Consider the following 19,619-nt stretch of genomic DNA (forward strand, 5'->3'; position numbering starts at 1 on the left):
TTTTCGCGTTTCCAGGGAGAAAACCTGGTGAAAAATCTTGAAAGGGTTGAAGTATTAAAACAGATGGCCGGCGACAAAGGCTACACGCCTACACAGCTTGCCATTGCATGGGTAAACGCCCAGGATGATAATATCATGCCGCTGGTGAGCATGAGTCGCAGATCGCGCCTGCCTGAAAACATACAGGCTATGCAAATTGAATTTAGTGCTGATGAAATGAATACACTCAACACCGCTTTTGCCCAGGGGGCAATATTAGGTGGTACATACCTGCAACGATAAATAGAAGGGGCTGCATAAGCCCCTTCTATTTTATATATTTACGTAGTGACCAATCCAACTGAAATAATTCCAGGCGTTATCTTTTATTCTTTTTTCTCGAGAATGAGGAAAGAAAAGGTAGGCTTTTTTGAGCATAGCACCCTGGTACTGCAAGTTTCGGGGCAATTCAGCATCGAAACCGCTAATCAAAAAATCTCGATGAAAGGTGGCGAAATGATGCTGATCCATAAAAATCAATTGGGCGAACTCATCAAAATGCCGGTTGATGGCGGCGACTATCAAACCATCATCATCTGCCTAAAAGAAGATATGCTGCGGCAGCTTGCCCTGGAAGAGCAGATAGAACCGGGACGGAAATACACCGGTCAGCCGAATATCAGGATCCCCGAAAATGAATTTCTGCGGGGCTTTTTTCAATCGGTAATTCCTTATGTTCATCATCCCAACGAAAAAATAACCAAACAACTGGGCATGCTGAAAGTAAGGGAAGCTGTGCACTTACTGCTGCACACTATGCCCGAACTTAAAGATTTTCTGTTCGATTTTTCGGAGCCGCATAAAATCGACCTGGAAAAATTTATGCTCAGCAATTTTCATTTCAATGTACCTGTCGAGAAATTCGCACAACTTACCGGCAGGAGCCTTGCAGGGTTTAAGCGAGATTTTCAAAAAACTTTTGATACTTCGCCCCGGCATTGGCTGCAAGCCAGGCGGCTTGCAGAGGCGCGCCACCTCATCGAAAACAAAAACCGGAAACCATCCGAAATTTACCTCGATTTAGGATTTGAAAGCCTGGCCCATTTTTCCCATTCGTTTAAAAAAGAATTTGGCAAAGCACCTACCGAGTGGATGCATTAACCGGAGTTTTTTTCTGTTGATGACGAATTGATTTTGTTATAGTCTCTGGAACAGAAGTAACATTATCCACCATTCAATTGACCACTTACCTAATCAACTCAATCAACCACTCACCAATCACTTCTTTTCTTCAAAAAAATAGATCACCAGCATGCTGGCCGTGGTATCGCCCATGTTTTTTGGAGTATGGGAGATGCGCCCGTCAAAGAGCATACTATCGCCCTGGTTAAGGATGATTGTATCATCGTTAAACTGGTAGGCTATCTGGCCCGATAGTATATATTTATACTCAAACGCTTCGGTTTCAACAAGGGGTCGGGTGGCATCGGGTTCAAGTTCGAGTATCACAATGTCAACAGTGCTCTGACTTATTGATTGTGTAAAGATGCGTTGGTAATGAAAACCATCGGCGTGTTCTTTTTCAAAATGATCGTATTCGTGTTTGCGCTTTACTAAAACGGGCGGGTGATCGCTTTTTGAACGCATGTCTTTAAAAAACTCGTTCAGGTCTATCTCCAGTGCTTTAATAATATCTATCAGTACAATGAGCGATGGGATGGTGCGGCTGTTTTCAATTTGTGATATCAGGCCTTTGCTTACGTTGGCCCTTATGGCAAGTTCCTGTACTGTTATATTCCTTTCGCGGCGACGTTCTTTTATACGGTTACTGATCTGTATCAGTATATCTTCTTCCATTTATAGCAGGTTATTTGGTGCGCAAAGTAGTTAATCAGGTCATTTATCCAAAATGATTTTTTTGTTACCCTTTTAACAGCATCGTTTAAAAGCTAACGGATGTTTAGATGATATTGTTGCATTTGGTTACGTTTCACAAACAATATATGAGTTTAGAAAGTACTTATCTTTAATAATAGGAACAAGCTCATCATAACAAAACTTAATGTTAAGGATTGGTACTGATTGATATATTTCACGAATATTTAATAATTACCTAACCTGTATACTGTTTATTTGCATCTAAAAAATTTAATAGCATGTCACCATCCCGATATAATCCGAAAGCTGTAGTTGATGAAGTATTTTCATTATATGAAAAATTTGGCGATGCCGATTATATAGGGGAGCCTGTTTCGCAACTGGAACACATGTCGCAGGCAGCGGCATTGGCCGAGGCCGAAGGTTATGATGATGAAGTAGTACTTGCCGCATTTTTTCATGACATTGGTCATCTTTGTGCCGATGCTGAAGAAGCAGGCAGCATGGATGGCATGGGCAATGTTGACCATGAGCGCCTGGGGGCCGACTACCTGCTGGAGCGTGGTTTTTCTGAAAGGGTTGCCAATCTGGTGCAGGGTCACGTAATTGCTAAAAGATATCTTACCTATAAATATCCCGAATATTATAATCGCCTGTCGGATGCCAGTAAAGCTACCCTTGAGTTTCAGGGAGGCGTGATGACCGCCGAAGAGGCTGCCGAATTTGAATTGAACCAGGATGCAGAACTTATTATCAGGTTGCGCTATTGGGACGACATGGCCAAGGAAATACACGTGCCTGTAAATAACGTTGATCATTTAAAAGCTATTGCCCTTGCGCACCTGCAAGTGGTAAACGAGTAAACGCCATATTAAGTTTTTGTGACTAATTTATAATCTGTCTGTTACAAAAATCACCTGCTTAACACAGGGTGAACATCAAGTTAAGCATAGCTTAATACTAAATTGGTTTACTAATAATAAACAAAGTTTAGTATTGCTGTATGAAAAACTTAACTATTTCACCTTTAAATTTTAGCAGATGAACAAGATTTACCAGAGATTAAAAATCGTAATGACGGTTTTGTTATTTTGCGTAGCTCCATCTATTTTATTCGGACAAACCAAAATAAACGGTACTGTTACCGATGACAAACACTTGCCACTGCCAGGCGTAAGTGTAAGAATTAAAGATCAAAACAAAGGCACCGTTACTGATATTGACGGTCATTACAGTATTAGTGCAAATGCGGGTCAAACACTTGTTTACTCATTTGTAGGTTATGCCCCGGTTTATGTAGTGGTTGATAACAAAACAACTATAAACGTGAGCCTGATCGGTGATAGCAGGGCGCTGAACGAGGTTGTTGTAACTGCGCTGGGTGTTAAGAAAGAAACACGCCGTATCGGTTATTCAACTCAATCAGTAAGCGGAGCTGACGTTACTACAGCCCGTGACCCTAACCCTATTACTGGTTTAACAGGTAAAGTTGCAGGTTTATCAGTAGGCCCTTCGGCCGAGTTATTGGGTAACCCTTCGGTATTGATCAGGGGTAATGCAGTTTCATTATATGTAGTGGATGGTTTCCCTATTAATACTGATACCTATAACATCAGCCCTGATGATATTGAAACTTACACTGTGTTAAAAGGCCCATCGGCTGCGGCACTTTACGGTAGCCGTGCACAAAACGGTGCTATTTTGATCACCACCAAAAAAGGTGAGAAAAACAAAAAAGGTTTAACTGTTGATATAAACAGCAGTACGGTAATGAATACCGGCTTCCTTGCTTTCCCACGCACACAAAACACATTTGGCCCGGGTGAAAACACTTTTTACACTTTCGTTGATGGTAAAGGTGGTGCACCGGGTGGTGTGGATAGCGATTACGACGTTTGGGGACCTTACTTTGCAGGCCAGCTGATCCCTCAGTATGATAGCCCGGTTGTTAATGGCGTTCGCCAGGGTACTCCATGGGTTGCACGTGGTAAAGACAACCTGAAAAACTTTTTGAAAACCGGTTACCAAACCAACAACAACATTTCGTTAGGTTCTGTTGGCGATACTTATGTAACCCGTTTTTCGGTTTCACAACAACACCAAACCAGCTATATCCCTTCTCAATATCTTGATATAGCCAACGCTAACTTTTACGCTCAGTTCACCCCTACAAAACGTTGGAAATTTGAAGCAAACGTTGATTTCAACAGGCAATCAACTGATAACTTCCCAGACGTACAATACGGCCCTAACAGTATCATTTATAACATCGCTGTATGGACAGGCGCCGACTGGAATATCAACGCACCCGATATCAAAGCTATTTGGCAGCCGGGTAAAGAAGGAGTACAATCGGTATTTGCCGAGTACACCCGTTATCATAACCCATACCTGTTAACTGAAAAATGGACCCGCGGTCATTACAAAAACGATGTTTACGGTTACTTGTCAGGTAACTTCAAGATCAACGATAACTTAAACGTTACTTTACGTTCGCAAATTGATACTTATAATATCCTGCGTACTGAAGACCTGCCATTCTCGGCCCACCCATATGGTCGTGAAGGTAACCAGGGCGATTACCGCGAAGACCGCCGTAACCTGTTTGATAACAACACCGAGTTATTTGTTAACTACAACTATACTATCAAAAACTTCGTGAACTTATCAGGTTTAGTTGGTTCAAACCTGCGCAGCTTTAACTACAATTCAAGCTGGACATCAACAGATTATTTGAACGTGCCTGAAGTTTATGCTTTCAGCAACTCAAAAAATGCCATACAGTCAACCAACTTCTCATCAGCAGAACGCGTACTAAGCGGTTACTACTCAATTGATGCTACATTTGGTAAATATGCTACCTTATCAAGCACTGGCCGTATCGATAAATCATCGGCTTTCCAAAACGTAACTACTTATTATTATCCAAGCTTATCGGCAGCAACCGTGATCTCTGATTATGTTAAACTGCCAGAGGTTATTTCATTCTTGAAAGCAAGGGCATCTTACTCAACAGTAAAAGCCGATGCTTCAAGCTCAACAATTGGCCCTGCTCCTTTTAACGCAATTTCGGTTTACGGCGGTTCAACAACTACCAGCAGCCCTAATTCAAACCCATTATTCTTAAACCCGCTTGGTTACGGCAGTACCTATAACTCGCCATATAACGGCCCAAGCTATCAGCTTAATCCGTTCTACCTAACCAGCAAGCCATATAACAGCCAGCCTGCAGCTTCTGCATCTGACTTTTTATACCAAAACAACATCAAAACCTCAACCCGTGTTAACTACGAGGAAGGTTTCGATATCAAATTTTTGCAAAATCGTTTAGGTTTATCTGCAACAACGTTCCAATACATCGACGGTCCGCAGATTTTGGCTAACTCTATTTCAACAGCTACGGGTTACACTACTTTGTACCTGAACGCTTTAAAAACCAAGAAAACAGGTTACGAGTTTTCATTGGAAGGTACCCCGATCAAAAACCTTGGCGGCTTTGGCTGGAATGTTTTGGTTAACGTATCAACATTTAAAGACGTTTACGAAGAACTGCCTCCGGGTCAGGATTCTTACCGAACCTTCTTCAAGAAAGGTGACCGTACCGATAAACTATATGGTACTGCTTTTGCCAGAACACCAACGGGACAGATCATCAACGATGCTGCCGGAAAACCATTGGCCTTACCGGTAGCCCAGTATTTAGGTAACGAGAATGCTAAATACTCATGGAGCTTTGCTAACAAACTGCATTACAAAAACTTTAACCTGGGTTTCCAGTTTGACGGTTCGGTTGGTGGTGTGATCATCGATTACATGCACAACAAAACCATGCGTGGCGGTTCAAACATTGAAACTGCTACAGGTACTTTGGGTGATGCCCGTTATAAAGACTGGCAAAATTTTGGTAAAGCAGGCTATAACGGTAGCTACGTAGGCGAAGGTGTAACCGTGTCAAACAATGCGGCAATCAACTATGATCCTGCTACCGGTAAGATCATCAACTACAGCGCTCTGCAATATGCTCCTAATAAGCAAACTGCATTGGTTCAGGATTATGTGAGTAAATATTACAATGTTGATGAGTCAAACCTCATGAGCAAAACCTTCTCAAAACTTCGTGAAGTAACCGTTGGTTATGATTTCCCTAAAGCATGGCTTGATAAATCATTCATCAAAAAGGCATCGGTATCAGTTTATGGCCGTAACCTTTTATACTTCTACGGAGACAAACGCTTCAAGGATGTGGATTTAGATCAGTATAACTACGCTACTTCTTCAACTGTATTGCAGTCGCCTACAGTACGTAGCTATGGTTTTAACTTAAATGTATCATTCTAATAAAACATACGATGATTATGAAAAAGATATTTAGAATTTTAATACTGCCGGCGTTTGCTCTGCTAACAGTAACCGGATGTAAGAAAAGTTTTGAGGACCTTACTAAAAATAATAATGTGCCAAGTGTAGTACCTGCGTCATTATTATTCAATGGTGTCCTTAACAAAATGGCCGATCTGCCGCAATCAGAAAATGAGATCTACGGCCAGTACTACATTTATAACTATGACTACTATGGTAACAACCGTTATGATGGTTTTGCCGATGGCGGTGATAATTACTACAATACGTTAAAAAACGTAGTGGCAATGGAACAGCGCGCCGCGGCAACCGGTGGTGCTGCTGTAAATCCTTACGAAGCTTTGGGTAAATTTTTCAGGGCCTACTTCTTTAGCAAAATGAGCCTGGAAGAAGGTGATATCCCAATGACTGATGCATTAAAAGGTTTGGATAACCTTACCCCAAAATATGATGCACAGAAAGATGTGATGATACAGTGTTTGGCATGGCTTGAGGCTGCCAATACCGACATGACGGCGCTTATCGCTAATGCGAGTGCTGGTGGTACAGGTGCCGGTGCCGCTTTATCAAATGATATTTATTTTGGTAACGATCTTGCAAAATGGCAAAAAACGGTAAATAGCTTCCATATCAGGTTGTTGCTTGAATTAAGTAATAAAACTGCCGATATTGATGTAAAAGGGCAATTTGCTGCCATAGTTGGTAACCCGGCTAAATACCCTATCATGACCAGTTCTGATGATAATCTGCAATATAAATTTGTAGCGCCAAGCAACTACTATCCTCAAAACCCTGATAACTTCGGTCAAAACGGTTCAAGGCAAAATTCATCAGCAACTTATGTTGGTTTGCTTACTAAATTAAAAGACCCAAGGGTTTTTGTAACTGCTGAGCCTTCACGTTACCTGGTTGACACTCTTAAACAAAGCCCAACGAGTTTTGATTCATTTGTTGGTGCCGATCCGGGCCTTGACCTTGGTGTGATGTACAACAACGCAACTTTACAGCGTTATTCATTCATCAACCGTAAACATTTCTACTCAACCTATATCGGCGAACCAAGCATCCAGATCGGGTATCCTGAGCTGATGTTTAACATTGCCGAAGGTATTAACCGCGGTTGGGCTTCAGGTAATGCCGAAACTTATTATGTTAACGGTATCCAGGCATCGTACCAATATTACGGTATCCCAACAGTTGCCGGAGCAAGCATATTCTCAGCTTACTTTTACAGGCCAGGTGCTACAAAAGGGCCTGCTGATCAGTCAAGTTATGACGTGTTCCCGGTTACTGTAAACTGGACAACATATTATGCACAACCAACCGTAAAATACGCTACCGGTGCAACTGGTCTTACCCAAATATTGCAGCAAAAATATCTTGCAATGTTCCGCCATTCAGGTTTAGAGGCTTACTTCAACTATCGCCGTACCGGTGTTCCAACCTTTACTACTGGTCCGGGTACAGGTAATAGTAGCCGTATCCCTAAGCGTTTTGAATATCCTCAATCTGAGCGTACAGTTAACGCTACAAATTATAAAGCAGCATTAACAAGCCAGTTTGGTGGCAGCGATGACATTAACGCTACTATGTGGTTGCTTAAATAACAGCTAATTATACGTTTTAATTAATCTGCATAAAGGCCCCGCTAATCTGGGGCCTTTATCATTAAATACAACAACTATGAAAAAAGTTATCTTATTTGCATTATTCGCATTGTGGATACCAGCCTTGCATGCGCAAACGCACAAAACACAAAATGTAGTTATCGTTACTATCGACGGACTGCGCTGGCAGGAAGTTTTCCGCGGTGCCGATTCGGCCATCATCAATTCAAATGATACCCATGATAAGGATGAGGTACGCAAGAACTTTTGGACAGATGTAAGTGCTGATCGTCGTAAATTGCTGATGCCTTTCTTTTGGAGTACAGTGGTTGAAAAAGGACAGCTGTACGGCAATCGCGATTTAGGTAGTAAGGATGAGGTTGCCAATCCATACCATTTCTCATATCCTGGATACAATGAAATATTTACCGGGTTCCCCGATAAGCGGATGAATACTAATGAGGGTATTTACAATCCTAATATGAACGTGCTTGAGTTTTTGAACAAGCAAAAGGGGTTTGAAAATAAAGTAGCCGCATTTGCATCGTGGGAACGTTTTTCACAGATCCTGAGCCCGAAACGTGCCGGTATTTTAGTGAACGCCGGTTTTATGCCTTTAGAAGTTCCGGGTATGAACGACCGTCTGAAACACCTGAATGAGCTTCAGCTGGAAGCGCCTCGTTATATCAGCGATTCAACCCGGATCGATTTTCTGACGTTTGAATTTGCTAAAAACTATATGATGCAGTACAAACCGCGTGCACTGTATGTTTCATTTGATGAACCGGATGATATGGCCCATGCAGGCAATTATAAGTTTTACCTTGATCGTGTTAAACAGGAAGATGGCTTTATAAAACAGCTTTGGGATTACATCCAATCAGAGCCGGCATATAAAAACAAAACTACCCTGGTCATTACCTGCGATCACGGCAGGGGGGACGAGCCGATGAAAAAATGGCATGATCACGGATCGGACATTGTACATTCAGAACAAACCTGGTTTGCGGTTATTGGTCCGGATACCCCGGCTTCCGGCGAAATGAAACTGGCCGAAACAACTTATCATAAACAACTGGCACAAACTATTGCCAATTTATTAGGCTTTGATTTCAAGGCGGCTGCCGGTCATGAGGCTGGTGATGCCATAGGTAGTGTTACAGGAAAAAAATAAAACAAGATGCGATTTCAATTAGTAACTATTTTGGGTTTACTATGGCTGCTGCCCCAGGATGGGTGGCAGCCTAACCCTGCCCCGGTTTCAAAACATAAATTTATTGTTGCTGCCCATCGCGGCGATCATGTTATTTACCCTGAAAATACACTTGAAGGATACAAGGAAGCAATAAAAAATGAGGCCGACTATGTAGAGATCGACTTACGTACGACTAAGGATGGCGAATTGGTAAGCATGCATGACGGTAGCATTAATCGAATGACCGATGGCAAAGGCCAGCTGAAAGATTTTACGCTTGCTGAATTGTTGCAGCTAAAGCTGAAAAGTAAGGATACTGCAAGCAAAGAGGTATTCCGGATCCCGACCTTTAAGCAGATCCTGAAAGTATGTAAAAACCGGATAGGGATCTACCTTGACTTTAAAGCTGCCGATCCTGAACAGGCTTATCAGATGATCAGGGAATATGGTATGGAAAAACAGGTGCTGGTTTACATTAACAGTGCTGCCCAATTTACAGGCTGGCGTAAAGTTGCTCCTGAAATGCCATTGATGCTGAGCTTGCCCGATAGCGTTAAAAATACAGTCAGCATGAAAGCTTTTCTTGATCAATATCATCCCGATATTCTTGACGGTTCATACAATCAATACACCAGCGACATGGTTTCATTAGCCGGTGAATATCACATTCCGGTTTGGCCTGACATTCAAAGTGCCGGAGAAGGCCCTGCGGATTGGAACAAAGCGCTTGCGGTAGGTTTGAAAGGTTTGCAGACCGATCACCCGGCGGCCATAGTGAAATTTCTGAAGGAGAAGGGGCTGAGGTAAACGATAAATATAAAACTATGTCATTGCGAGCGCAGCGCGGCAACCGCACGGAAGCAGATCCGCCCTGTATAGCATGCGATTGCCACGCTGCGCTCGCAATGACATTTATGCTATTTTCTTAACCTTTATTTAACACCTCAAAACTACCTTTGCCAATAAAATAAGAACCTATGACCTCGCGCCGCGAATTTTTCGGCACCGCCTTAACAGGTGTAGCCGCTTTAAGTCTTTTACCTGCTGTTAACAGTTTTGCTGCCGAAAACAACCGGTATAGCCGCAGTACCAATGCTAAACTCAAATTAAGATTCGCTTTGGCGTCAGATATCCACTATGGCCAGCCGGAAACTGATTTTACGCTGCATACCGGGAACATGGTCAAATGGCTTAACGAGGATCATAGTAAAAATCATCTGGATTTTGTGATCGTAAATGGCGACCTGGTACATAACCGCCCGGATCTGCTCCCGGAAATCAAAACTAAATACCTTGATAAATTAAACGTTCCTTACCATACTATCCCCGGTAATCATGACTTTGCCGATGCAACGATATGGAAGAATGCTTTTGGTTATGAAGATAAATATACGGTAGAGTTTGGTGATATAGCTTTTGTATTGGCTCATACTGCCGATACCAAGGGTATTTATACCTGTCCCAATAATGCTTTTCTCAAGGCATCGTTAGATAAATTTGCTGATAAGAAGATCGTTTTCGTGGTACTCCATATCCCGCCTACCAAATGGGTGAAGAACGACGTATTTGTTGATTGCCCCGAAACCATTGAATTGCTGCACGCTTATCCTAACGTGAAAGCTGTTTTTCACGGTCATGATCACCTGTTAGATGGTGTGCGTTATACTGATAAACTTCCTCATTTTTTTGATTCGCACATAGGCGGCGACTGGGGTACCGATTACAAAGGCTACCGCATTGTTGAAGTTGATGAGCAAAATGCTATCTACACTTATCAGGTTAACGCCAGTAAAAACCCGGTGCTTAATTCGGCGAAGTTTTAATTTTGATTTCGGAATTTATCCTCATGGATTAGAAACCATGTCATTGCGAGGAGCGGCATGGGCAGGTGCATGAGGGCGACGTGGCAATCACGTAGCTATGCAAAGCGGTAGTACTTCCGTGCGATTGCCGCGCTACACTCGCAATGACATTTTTTGTTTACTACAATTTATAATTTTCCATCGGATATTTCAATCCTATTTGCGAGCGGGCCTGATCTATCATAGCTATCATTTGCCGTGATAACTCATGTGGCAGCACCGGGCTTTCGGTTTTGCCTTGTTTGATGAGCTCGCAGAAATGGGTGATCTCATAGTTTAGTCCGCCGTCGGTAAACGGTTCATCCAGTTCTACCGTACGACCGTCAAGATAACTTATAGTTGCCTTTGCTGGGTTCCACCAGTTTTTGTGAATGGTGATGTGGCCCAATGTACCTGCGATTAATGCATCACCTTTGCCATGCATATCAAAGCCGCAATATAGTTGCGCATAGCCGTTTTGGTGCAGCGTTTGGAAAATGGCAAACATATCAATTCCGGTTTCTCCAAACCGGGCCATAGTTTGGATATCCTGCATAGGGCCGAGCCAGTCGAGTGCTAAAAAAGCTTCATAAATAGCAATGCCCATCAGGCTGCCACCCACAAGGTCGAGGTTGTAATTCGGATGATCGGGCGGACAATCGGCCACGGCAGAGCCTGCCCTTACATAACCTATCGGGCCAATCGGGTCATTGATCAGGTATTCTTTAAGCTTAGGATATAATGGGAAGAAAGGCGGCTTCATACCTTCCATAAAAAGCAAGCCTGTTTGTTTTACAACAGCAAGTACTTCATCCAGTTCGGCAACGTTTACAGTTACCGGCTTTTCGCAAAGCACATGTTTGCCTGCTTTAAGAGCGGCGATGCTATAAACGGCGTGAGTATCAGGCAGTGTAGCGATATAAACCGCATCGATATCGCTGGTCAGTAATTCTTCAACACTACGGCAGGCCTTACCTCCGTATTGCTCAACAAAAGTATCAACAGTTTCGGGCCGGCGCGAATAGGAAGCTACAAGTTCAATATCCGGCAGGGCAGCAAAGCCCTGCATAAACCTGTGCGCGATTCGTCCGCAACCAATAATGCCCCATTTTATCATAGTTTCTAAGTCTGAAGTATAGGAGTCTGTTTACTGTCGTCATTGCGAGGTACGAAGCGATCCCCGACAGGCAGAGCCGCCCTGTATAGTTCGCGATTGCTTCGTACCTCGCAATGACGCCTTTTTTGTTAGGCCTCGAAAATATAGCTTTAAATGCAAAAAGTCCCGAGTAAATAATTTTATTACCTACTCAGGACTTTCAACTTAAGACTTCCGACTTAAAACTATTGATACTGGATGTAAATCGGGTATGGTTTGTATCTTGATAAAACCTCCTCTGGTGTTAACATGTGGTGAGGTGCTTTTTTGATATCGTTTTTGTAGAACAATTTAAAGCCTGTAAACTGCACCGGCTCCTGGTTGATGAAATAGCGGTAAGTGCCGGTTTTCAAATCAGGTTCGCCCCAGCCGTCCATATCCATTACTAATTGAATTTCTGGATGTAATTTGATGTTCTTGTAATTGGTTACCATTTTCTTGGTGAAACGGTGAACAATAAGGATCTTTGGTGGCAAGCCATTTTTCTTAACAATTTTAGTAAGGTAGTCTGATACATAGTTGATATCATCAGCATCATAAGTACCAATCTTTTTACCTGGATGGGTCCCGTCTTTCATAGAAAACTCAGGATCCATACCAAAATGTACCTGTGGCAATTCCAGGTATTTTTCAAGCAATGGCAATTCTGCACGGATGTTGCTTAAAGCTACCTGAACATCTAAAAACACAATAGCATGTGCTTTTTTGGCTAATACCAATACGCTGTCAATTTGTTTAAACGGCATACGGTAACGGAATTTACCGTCTTTACCACCATCGCCCTGGGCCACAACTGCTATGTAGTGCAGTGCTGGCTGTACCGGTGTTTTAGGATCAGCCTTTTCCCAATGTTTTACTTCGCCTTTCAGTTTGGCCAACATTTCGTTTGGCGGCAATTCGCCCAAAATGCCCATTCTTTTTGAGTAAAGGTTACCGTAAAATGCAACCACACGCTTAAATGGCAAAATAGCACCGCCTATTGGATAAGGAGTATTTTTAACAGGCCACCTGCCGGTAGTATCACCATGCGCATTGAACTTCATCAATGAATCGTACAGTTTTTTATCGATAGGAGGGTAGGTGGATTTTTTAACGCTTAAGGTATCTGCTGTTTCAGCCTGGGCCGAATCACCTTTAACTGCAGCGGCGGTTTTTTTACCGTCGGTTTTGGCACTGCTGCCATTTTGAGAGCAGCTGTTAAAAAGCACAGCTGCCGATGCCACAAATGTAGCGGATAGTACAAGCGTTTTTAATTTCATTGTTTTTATGTTCAATATAATGCAGGTGTATGTAAGGTGTGTTTAATTAATTTAATTTCCAGCCACTTATAAGCAGCAATTGTGTTGGTTCGGTCGCCGCCAAAGATAGATATTGGAAGTTAATTACTTTTAATTTTATGAAACTTTCCAAAAACCCCTAAAGGTAGTTTTGGTCCGGCTGTGGCCTGCAGATAAAGTTCGCCTATTTCGAGGTTTTGCACCTGCGGGAACGAACTTTTGATCAGGTTTTCAACTATTACCGATGAGAAGCCAAGCGAGTAAGTGTTGAGGATCAGGAAGTGCTCTTCAGGGTCGAGCAGCTGGGTTACATCACGCATCATTTCGGTGATGTTATCCTCCAGTTTCCATTTTTCGCCATTAGGGCCATTGCCATAGGCGGGAGGATCAAGGATGATCCCGTTGTATTTTTTGCCGCGTCTCAGTTCGCGCTTTACGAATTTCAGGGCATCTTCAACTACCCAGCGAATATCTTTCAAACCTGAGAGTTCCTGGTTTTCGTTGCCCCAGGTTACTACTTGTTTTATCGAATCAACGTGAGTGGTATCGGCACCGGCTGCCTTTGCAATCAGTGAAGCACCACCAGTGTATGCAAACAGGTTAAGTACTTTTGGGTCGGGTGTTTTAAAGCGTTTTACGTTTTGGCTGATGTAATCCCAGTTCACGGCCTGCTCCGGGAAAATGCCAACATGTTTAAATGAAGTTAAACCCAACCTGAATTTAATGGCGGCTTCCTTGTTTTTGTATTCAATATGCCAGCGATCAGGTGTTTTAGGATCTTTTTTAACCCATTCGCCTGTGGTTGCCGAACGGCCTTTAAATTTAATATGGTGTAAGCGCTGCCACTCAGAAGCAGGCATGGTTTTGTTCCAAACGGCCTGTGGTTCGGGGCGGATGAGTATGGTGTTCCCAAAGCGTTCCAGCTTTTCAAAATCGCCGCAATCAATCAGCTCGTAATCTTTCCAGTGCGTTGGGGTAAGTAGTTGGATCATTCTTGTTCAGTTTACAGTATGCTGTAGCTTTTGCATGCCTCAGTCTAAATAGGTTGCAAATATAGTCATTATCCCAATAGTGCTATAACCGCTTACTGCCAACTCAAAACTGCCAACTATAATTTTTCCTTCGCTGCCTGCATAAACTTGCTGGCAAATACAAAGTCGTTAAGTTCTTTATTATCGGTATGGGCAATTTCCTTGTTGCTGCCTTCCCACCATTTTTGCCCCTGGTGTAAAAAAAGAATATGATCGCCAATACCCATTACCGAGTTCATATCGTGGGTTACCACAACTGTGGTTATGCTATACTCCTGGGTGAGCTCGGCTATTAGTTCATCAATTAATATCGAGGTTTTAGGGTCGAGACCAGAGTTTGGTTCATCCACAAAAAGATATTTTGGCTGCATGGATATAGCGCGGGCAATGCCAACGCGTTTTTTCATACCTCCGGATAATTCGGCGGGGTAAAGTTTGTTTTTGCCTGCAAGGTTAACCCGTTCCAAACAAAAGTTGGCCCGTTCAAGCTTTTCTGCCTTTGATCTGTTAGTGAACAGGTTTAGCGGGAACATGATGTTTTCTTCAACGGTCATGGAATCAAACAGGGCCGAATTTTGAAAAAGCATACCAATACTTGTACGGATAGGTACGCGCTGTTCAAAATCCATCTCGGTAAAATTTTCATTGTCGAAAAAAACCTGGCCTTTAGTTGGCTCATGTAAACCCACTATACATTTTAACAATGTTGTTTTACCCGAGCCCGATCCGCCTATGATCAGGTTGTTCTTTCCTTCGTGAAAAATTGAGCTGATCCCTTTAAGAACATTATTTTCGCCAAAGGATTTATGAATGTCTTTAATTTCGATCATAGCATTAAACGGGTGATAACAAGGTCGGCAAATAAGATCATTACGCAACTGAAAACCACACCCTTGGTAGCAGATTGACCTACCTCAAGCGCACCACCCGATGTGTAAAAACCCTGGTAAGCACAGATAGAAGCAATGATAAAACCAAAAACAATAGCTTTAACAAGCGCTACCCTTACTGTTAAACCATCAAAGCCATCACGTACCCCAACAATATAATCGGCAGGTGTGATGTCGCCAGAGGCAACGCAGGCTATGTAACCGCCTGTAATGCCTAAGGTTATTGACGCGATAACCAGCAGTGGCACCATACTCATGCCTGCAATGATCTTGGGCGATATCAAGTACCCCGGCGCGTTAACACCCATAATTTCGAGGGCGTCAATTTGCTCGGTAACCCGCATTGTACCAATTTGCGATGCGATGCTTGAACCAACGCGCCCGGCCAATACAAGCGCAGATATGGTTGGACTAAATTCAAGGATGGTGGAGTCGCGCGCTATTTTGCCTGCTATACTGAGTGGTACCAGCGGACTTGATAGCTGGAAAGCTACCTGGATAGTTGTTGCAGCTCCAATAAATACAGATATGATTGAGATAATACCCAATGATCCGATGCCTACCGATACCATTTCGCGCATTACTTCGGCCCAGTATACACTGAACTTTTCGGGCTTTCTGAAACTTAAACGCAGTAAGAGTATGTATCTTCCTAAACTTTCAAACATTTGTTCTTATAAAAATCGGTTAAAAATACGCTTTTTTACCTTTAAGGTTAAATGGTCAGGTGTTAAAACAAGTCATTTAAATTCAATTTTGTAAGCGCTTCAATTATTATGCTTACGTAAATTGCGGCCATAAAGCTTCACTCACTATAAAAATTAATTTAAACAATATGAAAAACGTACTCATCACCGGTTCAACTAAAGGCATGGGCCGCTCAATTGCTATTGCTTTTGCTAATGAAGGATTAAACGTGGCAATTTGTTCGCGGAATGAGCAAGAATTATTAAATTTTAAAGAAGAGCTTGAGGAAATTGATCCGGGGGTGAAAGTTTTTGCCATGAAGGCCGATGGCAGTAAGAAAGCCGAGCTGCTGAAATTTGCCGGAGCAGCCGAAACTGAACTTGGTTTTATTGATGTTGTAGTAAATAACTTGGGCACATTTATACCTTCAAGTATCTTGGACGATACTGAAGATACTTTTCAGATCCAGGTGAACACTAACCTGATGCCGGCCTATGAGCTGTACCGTTATTTTGGTAAAACCATGGCAAATGCGCATAAGGGCCACTTCTTTAATATATGTTCGGTAGCGTCATTAAATCCTATACCACAAGCCGGTAGTTATAGTGTAACAAAGTACGCGCTGTTAGGTCTAACAAAGGTAATGAGGCTCGAGATGCAGGAGCATGGTGTAAAGGTTACCGCCGTAATACCCGGATCGACGTTAACGGATTCGTGGAAAGATGCAGTTGTTGACAAAAACACCATGGTGCTGCCCGAAGACATAGCATCGGCAATCATCAATATTTACAGGATGAGCACCGGCGCCAATGTCGACGAAATCATCATCAAACCTGCGCCGGGCCAATTATGATAAATCAACTTTAAACATAAACGAACATAAATTATGGAAAAGAAACTTCATCGCGACGAGCACCACAAGGTAATAGGCGGTGTTTGCGCGGGCCTTGCAGAGCATTTCGGCACGGATGTGGCAGTGATCAGGGCGATATTTTTAGTGACCCTTATTTTAAAAGGCTTTAGCTTACCTATATATATAGTATTGTGGATCGTGCTGCCAAAAAAAGGCTTCAACTTTAACCCGGGCGTTGATTACAGGGTACCGCCACAGGATAATCCGTTTGCGGATGCATCGCAAGCAGGCCCATTTTATGACCCTAAATTTGGCGGCCAGCCTTTTAACGCTCCTCCATTTGTACATCCTCCAAAAAAACAGGCTTCAACAATTGGGTTGATATTTGGGGTGGCCATGATCCTTTTGGGATCAGTATTCCTGCTTAACGAGCTTGACCTGATGCCGGATTGGGATTTTGAAAACCTTTGGCCAGTAATGCTGGTGGGTGCGGGTATAGCACTCATAGTTTCAGGAGTGAAGAAACAACCCTGGGAAAAACAAAGCTGGCACGCTAACGAGGTAACCGATACCCCCGAAGCAGAACCTGCTAAAGACGAGACAGAAACTAAAGATACACCTCCAACTATATAAAATTATGAAAAGCGATAAACTTGTTCCGGGCGCGATCCTGGTGTTGTTGGGAGTTGTATTCCTGCTGGATAACTTCCACGTAATAAATTTCGACTGGATGAACCTCCTGTACCTTTGGCCTATATTTTTAATTATGGGGGGGATAAGCCTGGTGTTTGCGGGCAACCGGTCGCCGCTGGCTACAATCCTGAAGCTTGCGGTAGTAGTGGGCTGTTTTGCACTGCTGGTATTTGGTAACTTTGGCAAACGCTACCACTTTTGGCCAAACGCATGGACTTTTCACAGCGATGATTATAATAATGACAACGATGATGATGACAGTGATACGACCAATACTGATCAGGGTGTAGTTAAAATAGGCGGCGATAAAACCTTTAAACAGGAATATACTGCTGATATTAAACATGCCCGTCTTAACATCAGCGGCGGCGGTACCATATATAATTTAGGTGATAGCACCGCCGATCTGTTCAATGCCCAAACACAGGAGCTTTATGGTAAGTACACTTTTAACCACAGCAAAGACGATTCGGTGTACGTGCTTAACCTTAATTTGAAGAATAATAAAGGCTTCCATTTCGACTCAAACGACCGGAAAAACAACAAAGCCGACATCAAATTAAACACAAATCCTATATGGGATATTGACGTAACTACGGGTGCAACAGATTTAAATTTTGATCTTTCGAAATTCAAAATAAAAACCCTATCTTTAAAGGGTGGAGCAGCTTCGTTTAATGTGAAGCTTGGAGCCCCATTTGGAACCACAAATGTAGAGGTTTCAACCGGTGCATCTGAGGTTATCATAAGCGTACCGAAAGGCGCTGCCTGCCGTATCACATCCAATACCGGCCTTTCATCAAACGAGTTTGATGGATTCAGTAAAAAGAGTGATAACGACTACGAAACCGACGGCTTCGATGCCGCAAAAAACAGGATCCTGATCCATATGAGTGGCGGCATCTCTGATTTTAAAGTTAACCGATATTAACCTAAATCCTGAGTAAAACGATACCGGGACATAATACAACAATAATGAATTGCCATCCGCTCCATCAATTTGATGGAGCGTTTTTTTTGCCCCATATTTTACTGCTGATTCAGGATTTTGTCATTTAAGGCGGCGGAGGGGTTAAAAAGTGTTAAATTGAAAACCTTTGGTACAAAAAATAAGTTTAATTTACAGCACAAATAATCTACTATGAAATACCGATACCTTTTATTATCTGCATTACTATTTTTAGCCTGTACCGCAAACGCTCAAACCGTGGTAAAAGGTACCGTGTTTGAGTTGGGAAAAAGTACTAAAGTATCTGACGTTTTTGTGCACGACAATCAGAACAGGCAAATGACCATTACCGATAATAAGGGCAATTTCAGCATTCGTACAGAAACAGGTCATACGCTCATTTTTAGCGCTCCTGGTTATGTATCGGATACTTTATATGTTACCGATTTTACTAATAAAAAAATAGAACTGGTCACTCAGACGATAGCCCTGAGGCAGGTTAACATCAGCGCCAAACGTGAAGCCTTTGACGCTCATAAAGAATATCCGGAAGTATATACCAAGAGCAAGGTTTATCCGCTTTCGCCAACCTCGTGGTTTAGCAAGGAGGCAAAAGATGCCCGCCGCCTAAAAAAATATTTTAAACATGAGGAAGAAGAACGCCATGTTGACGAGGTGTTTACCATGAACTACGTGCAAAGCATCATCCCGCTGCGCGGCCAGGAACTTGAAAACTTCATGACCCTTTACAGGCCTTCATATGCGTTTATCAAAAATAACAATGGCCCATCACTGGCGGTTTATATCAATGACTCGTACAAAAAATACCAGGCCTTACCTGCTGATAAACGTACTTTGCCTGATTTGAAGGAGTAGTTTTTGATTAGTGGCAGTAGCAGGTGCAGTAGCAATTGTTTAATTACAGTTTGGATTGGTGTTTAAATCCGTTCGACTCTGAAGGTGAAAATAGCAAAGAGGGCCTGTCACCCTGAGCCTGTCGAAGGGTCGCGCGCAGAGGCCCGCCCACCATGCTTCGACTGGCTCAGCATGACACCCATTTTTAATCATGTTATGATTGGTTTGATCAGTACGATCAATCCGCCCTAACGCTGATATCATTGCTGACGATCTTTTGATAAAGCAGTTCAATCTGGCTTTTCAGAATGCGGTCTTCTGATAGCGGGGGAAGGTTATCGATATCAAAGTACTGCACATCCAGCACAT

Annotated in this window: 18 protein-coding genes; 12 read left to right on the plus strand and 6 right to left on the minus strand. The window is 42.7% G+C overall.

All coding sequences use genetic code 11. The annotated features are described in order from the left end of the window. Both VF500_RS00345 and VF500_RS00350 read left to right on the plus strand, forming a co-directional pair. Nucleotides 1–282: aldo/keto reductase (locus tag VF500_RS00345; RefSeq protein WP_330857771.1), on the plus strand; the 282-nt coding region annotated here is incomplete at its 5' end. A 102-nt stretch (nt 283–384) separates the two neighbouring features. Further along, nucleotides 385–1,140 (plus strand): AraC family transcriptional regulator, encoded by a 756-nt coding sequence (locus tag VF500_RS00350; protein WP_330857772.1) that lies wholly within the window; start codon nt 385–387, stop codon nt 1,138–1,140. 117 nt (nt 1,141–1,257) lie between these two features. Here VF500_RS00350 and VF500_RS00355 read toward each other — a convergent pair whose 3' ends face one another. Next, nucleotides 1,258–1,836 (minus strand): XRE family transcriptional regulator, encoded by a 579-nt coding sequence (locus VF500_RS00355; protein ID WP_330857773.1) that lies wholly within the window; start codon nt 1,834–1,836, stop codon nt 1,258–1,260. Nucleotides 1,837–2,135: 299 nt separating this feature from the next. Here VF500_RS00355 and VF500_RS00360 point away from each other — a divergent pair, with 299 nt between their 5' ends. The 6 genes from VF500_RS00360 (at nt 2,136) to VF500_RS00385 (ending at nt 10,841) form a co-directional block, all read left to right on the plus strand. Then, on the plus strand, nt 2,136–2,720 hold the full coding sequence (locus VF500_RS00360; RefSeq protein WP_330857774.1) for a phosphonate degradation HD-domain oxygenase: 585 nt from the start codon (nt 2,136–2,138) through the stop codon (nt 2,718–2,720). A 178-nt stretch (nt 2,721–2,898) separates the two neighbouring features. After that, on the plus strand, nt 2,899–6,195 hold the full coding sequence (locus tag VF500_RS00365) for a SusC/RagA family TonB-linked outer membrane protein (protein WP_330857775.1): 3,297 nt from the start codon (nt 2,899–2,901) through the stop codon (nt 6,193–6,195). 17 nt (nt 6,196–6,212) lie between these two features. Beyond that, on the plus strand, nt 6,213–7,823 hold the full coding sequence (locus VF500_RS00370) for a SusD/RagB family nutrient-binding outer membrane lipoprotein (RefSeq protein WP_330857776.1): 1,611 nt from the start codon (nt 6,213–6,215) through the stop codon (nt 7,821–7,823). Between the two features lie 76 nt (nt 7,824–7,899). After that, a complete protein-coding gene (locus tag VF500_RS00375; RefSeq protein WP_330857777.1) occupies nt 7,900–8,997 on the plus strand; it encodes an alkaline phosphatase family protein in 1,098 nt (365 codons plus the stop codon). Nucleotides 8,998–9,003: 6 nt separating this feature from the next. Further along, on the plus strand, nt 9,004–9,825 hold the full coding sequence (locus tag VF500_RS00380; protein ID WP_330857778.1) for a glycerophosphodiester phosphodiesterase family protein: 822 nt from the start codon (nt 9,004–9,006) through the stop codon (nt 9,823–9,825). A gap of 170 nt (nt 9,826–9,995) precedes the next feature. After that, nucleotides 9,996–10,841 (plus strand): metallophosphoesterase family protein, encoded by an 846-nt coding sequence (locus VF500_RS00385; protein WP_330857779.1) that lies wholly within the window; start codon nt 9,996–9,998, stop codon nt 10,839–10,841. Between the two features lie 160 nt (nt 10,842–11,001). Here the strand turns inward: VF500_RS00385 and VF500_RS00390 are convergent, their stop codons facing one another. From VF500_RS00390 to VF500_RS00410, 5 genes are all read right to left on the minus strand, one after another. Then, nucleotides 11,002–11,976 carry a Gfo/Idh/MocA family oxidoreductase gene (locus VF500_RS00390; protein ID WP_330857780.1) on the minus strand — a complete coding sequence of 325 codons (975 nt, stop codon included), beginning with the start codon at nt 11,974–11,976 and terminating at the stop codon, nt 11,002–11,004. 224 nt (nt 11,977–12,200) lie between these two features. After that, a complete protein-coding gene (locus VF500_RS00395; RefSeq protein ID WP_330857781.1) occupies nt 12,201–13,274 on the minus strand; it encodes a hypothetical protein in 1,074 nt (357 codons plus the stop codon). Between the two features lie 119 nt (nt 13,275–13,393). Then, on the minus strand, nt 13,394–14,284 hold the full coding sequence (locus tag VF500_RS00400; protein WP_330857782.1) for a class I SAM-dependent methyltransferase: 891 nt from the start codon (nt 14,282–14,284) through the stop codon (nt 13,394–13,396). Between the two features lie 116 nt (nt 14,285–14,400). Beyond that, entirely contained in the window at nt 14,401–15,153 is a 753-nt protein-coding gene (locus VF500_RS00405) for an ABC transporter ATP-binding protein (RefSeq protein ID WP_330857783.1), read from the minus strand. Next, nucleotides 15,150–15,881: an MlaE family ABC transporter permease gene (locus tag VF500_RS00410; protein WP_243485392.1), complete on the minus strand. Its 732-nt coding sequence runs from the start codon at nt 15,879–15,881 to the stop codon at nt 15,150–15,152. Before VF500_RS00410 ends, VF500_RS00405 begins: the two co-directional genes overlap by 4 nt. A 167-nt stretch (nt 15,882–16,048) precedes the next feature. Here VF500_RS00410 and VF500_RS00415 point away from each other — a divergent pair, with 167 nt between their 5' ends. The 4 genes from VF500_RS00415 (at nt 16,049) to VF500_RS00430 (ending at nt 19,271) form a co-directional block, all read left to right on the plus strand. Then, nucleotides 16,049–16,753 (plus strand): SDR family oxidoreductase, encoded by a 705-nt coding sequence (locus VF500_RS00415; RefSeq protein WP_330857784.1) that lies wholly within the window; start codon nt 16,049–16,051, stop codon nt 16,751–16,753. Between the two features lie 33 nt (nt 16,754–16,786). Beyond that, nucleotides 16,787–17,386 carry a PspC domain-containing protein gene (locus VF500_RS00420; protein ID WP_330857785.1) on the plus strand — a complete coding sequence of 200 codons (600 nt, stop codon included), beginning with the start codon at nt 16,787–16,789 and terminating at the stop codon, nt 17,384–17,386. Nucleotides 17,387–17,390: 4 nt separating this feature from the next. Further along, nucleotides 17,391–18,377 carry a LiaI-LiaF-like domain-containing protein gene (locus VF500_RS00425; protein WP_330857786.1) on the plus strand — a complete coding sequence of 329 codons (987 nt, stop codon included), beginning with the start codon at nt 17,391–17,393 and terminating at the stop codon, nt 18,375–18,377. A gap of 210 nt (nt 18,378–18,587) precedes the next feature. Then, nucleotides 18,588–19,271 (plus strand): carboxypeptidase-like regulatory domain-containing protein, encoded by a 684-nt coding sequence (locus VF500_RS00430; protein WP_330857787.1) that lies wholly within the window; start codon nt 18,588–18,590, stop codon nt 19,269–19,271. Nucleotides 19,272–19,619 lie beyond the last annotated feature (348 nt).

This window comes from Mucilaginibacter sp. (assembly GCF_036383575.1).
Taxonomy (GTDB): Bacteria; Bacteroidota; Bacteroidia; order Sphingobacteriales; family Sphingobacteriaceae; genus Mucilaginibacter.

Excerpts from the sequence above, each read along its gene's own strand:
- VF500_RS00350 (WP_330857772.1), top strand. The coding sequence starts at position 385 with ATGAGGAAAGAAAAGGTAGGCTTTTTTGAGCATAGCACCCTGGTACTG.
- VF500_RS00355 (WP_330857773.1), bottom strand. The coding sequence starts at position 1,836 with ATGGAAGAAGATATACTGATACAGATCAGTAACCGTATAAAAGAACGT.
- VF500_RS00360 (WP_330857774.1), top strand. The coding sequence starts at position 2,136 with ATGTCACCATCCCGATATAATCCGAAAGCTGTAGTTGATGAAGTATTT.
- VF500_RS00365 (WP_330857775.1), top strand. The coding sequence starts at position 2,899 with ATGAACAAGATTTACCAGAGATTAAAAATCGTAATGACGGTTTTGTTA.
- VF500_RS00370 (WP_330857776.1), top strand. The coding sequence starts at position 6,213 with ATGAAAAAGATATTTAGAATTTTAATACTGCCGGCGTTTGCTCTGCTA.
- VF500_RS00375 (WP_330857777.1), top strand. The coding sequence starts at position 7,900 with ATGAAAAAAGTTATCTTATTTGCATTATTCGCATTGTGGATACCAGCC.
- VF500_RS00380 (WP_330857778.1), top strand. The coding sequence starts at position 9,004 with ATGCGATTTCAATTAGTAACTATTTTGGGTTTACTATGGCTGCTGCCC.
- VF500_RS00385 (WP_330857779.1), top strand. The coding sequence starts at position 9,996 with ATGACCTCGCGCCGCGAATTTTTCGGCACCGCCTTAACAGGTGTAGCC.
- VF500_RS00390 (WP_330857780.1), bottom strand. The coding sequence starts at position 11,976 with ATGATAAAATGGGGCATTATTGGTTGCGGACGAATCGCGCACAGGTTT.
- VF500_RS00395 (WP_330857781.1), bottom strand. The coding sequence starts at position 13,274 with ATGAAATTAAAAACGCTTGTACTATCCGCTACATTTGTGGCATCGGCA.
- VF500_RS00400 (WP_330857782.1), bottom strand. The coding sequence starts at position 14,284 with ATGATCCAACTACTTACCCCAACGCACTGGAAAGATTACGAGCTGATT.
- VF500_RS00405 (WP_330857783.1), bottom strand. The coding sequence starts at position 15,153 with ATGATCGAAATTAAAGACATTCATAAATCCTTTGGCGAAAATAATGTT.
- VF500_RS00410 (WP_243485392.1), bottom strand. The coding sequence starts at position 15,881 with ATGTTTGAAAGTTTAGGAAGATACATACTCTTACTGCGTTTAAGTTTC.
- VF500_RS00415 (WP_330857784.1), top strand. The coding sequence starts at position 16,049 with ATGAAAAACGTACTCATCACCGGTTCAACTAAAGGCATGGGCCGCTCA.
- VF500_RS00420 (WP_330857785.1), top strand. The coding sequence starts at position 16,787 with ATGGAAAAGAAACTTCATCGCGACGAGCACCACAAGGTAATAGGCGGT.
- VF500_RS00425 (WP_330857786.1), top strand. The coding sequence starts at position 17,391 with ATGAAAAGCGATAAACTTGTTCCGGGCGCGATCCTGGTGTTGTTGGGA.
- VF500_RS00430 (WP_330857787.1), top strand. The coding sequence starts at position 18,588 with ATGAAATACCGATACCTTTTATTATCTGCATTACTATTTTTAGCCTGT.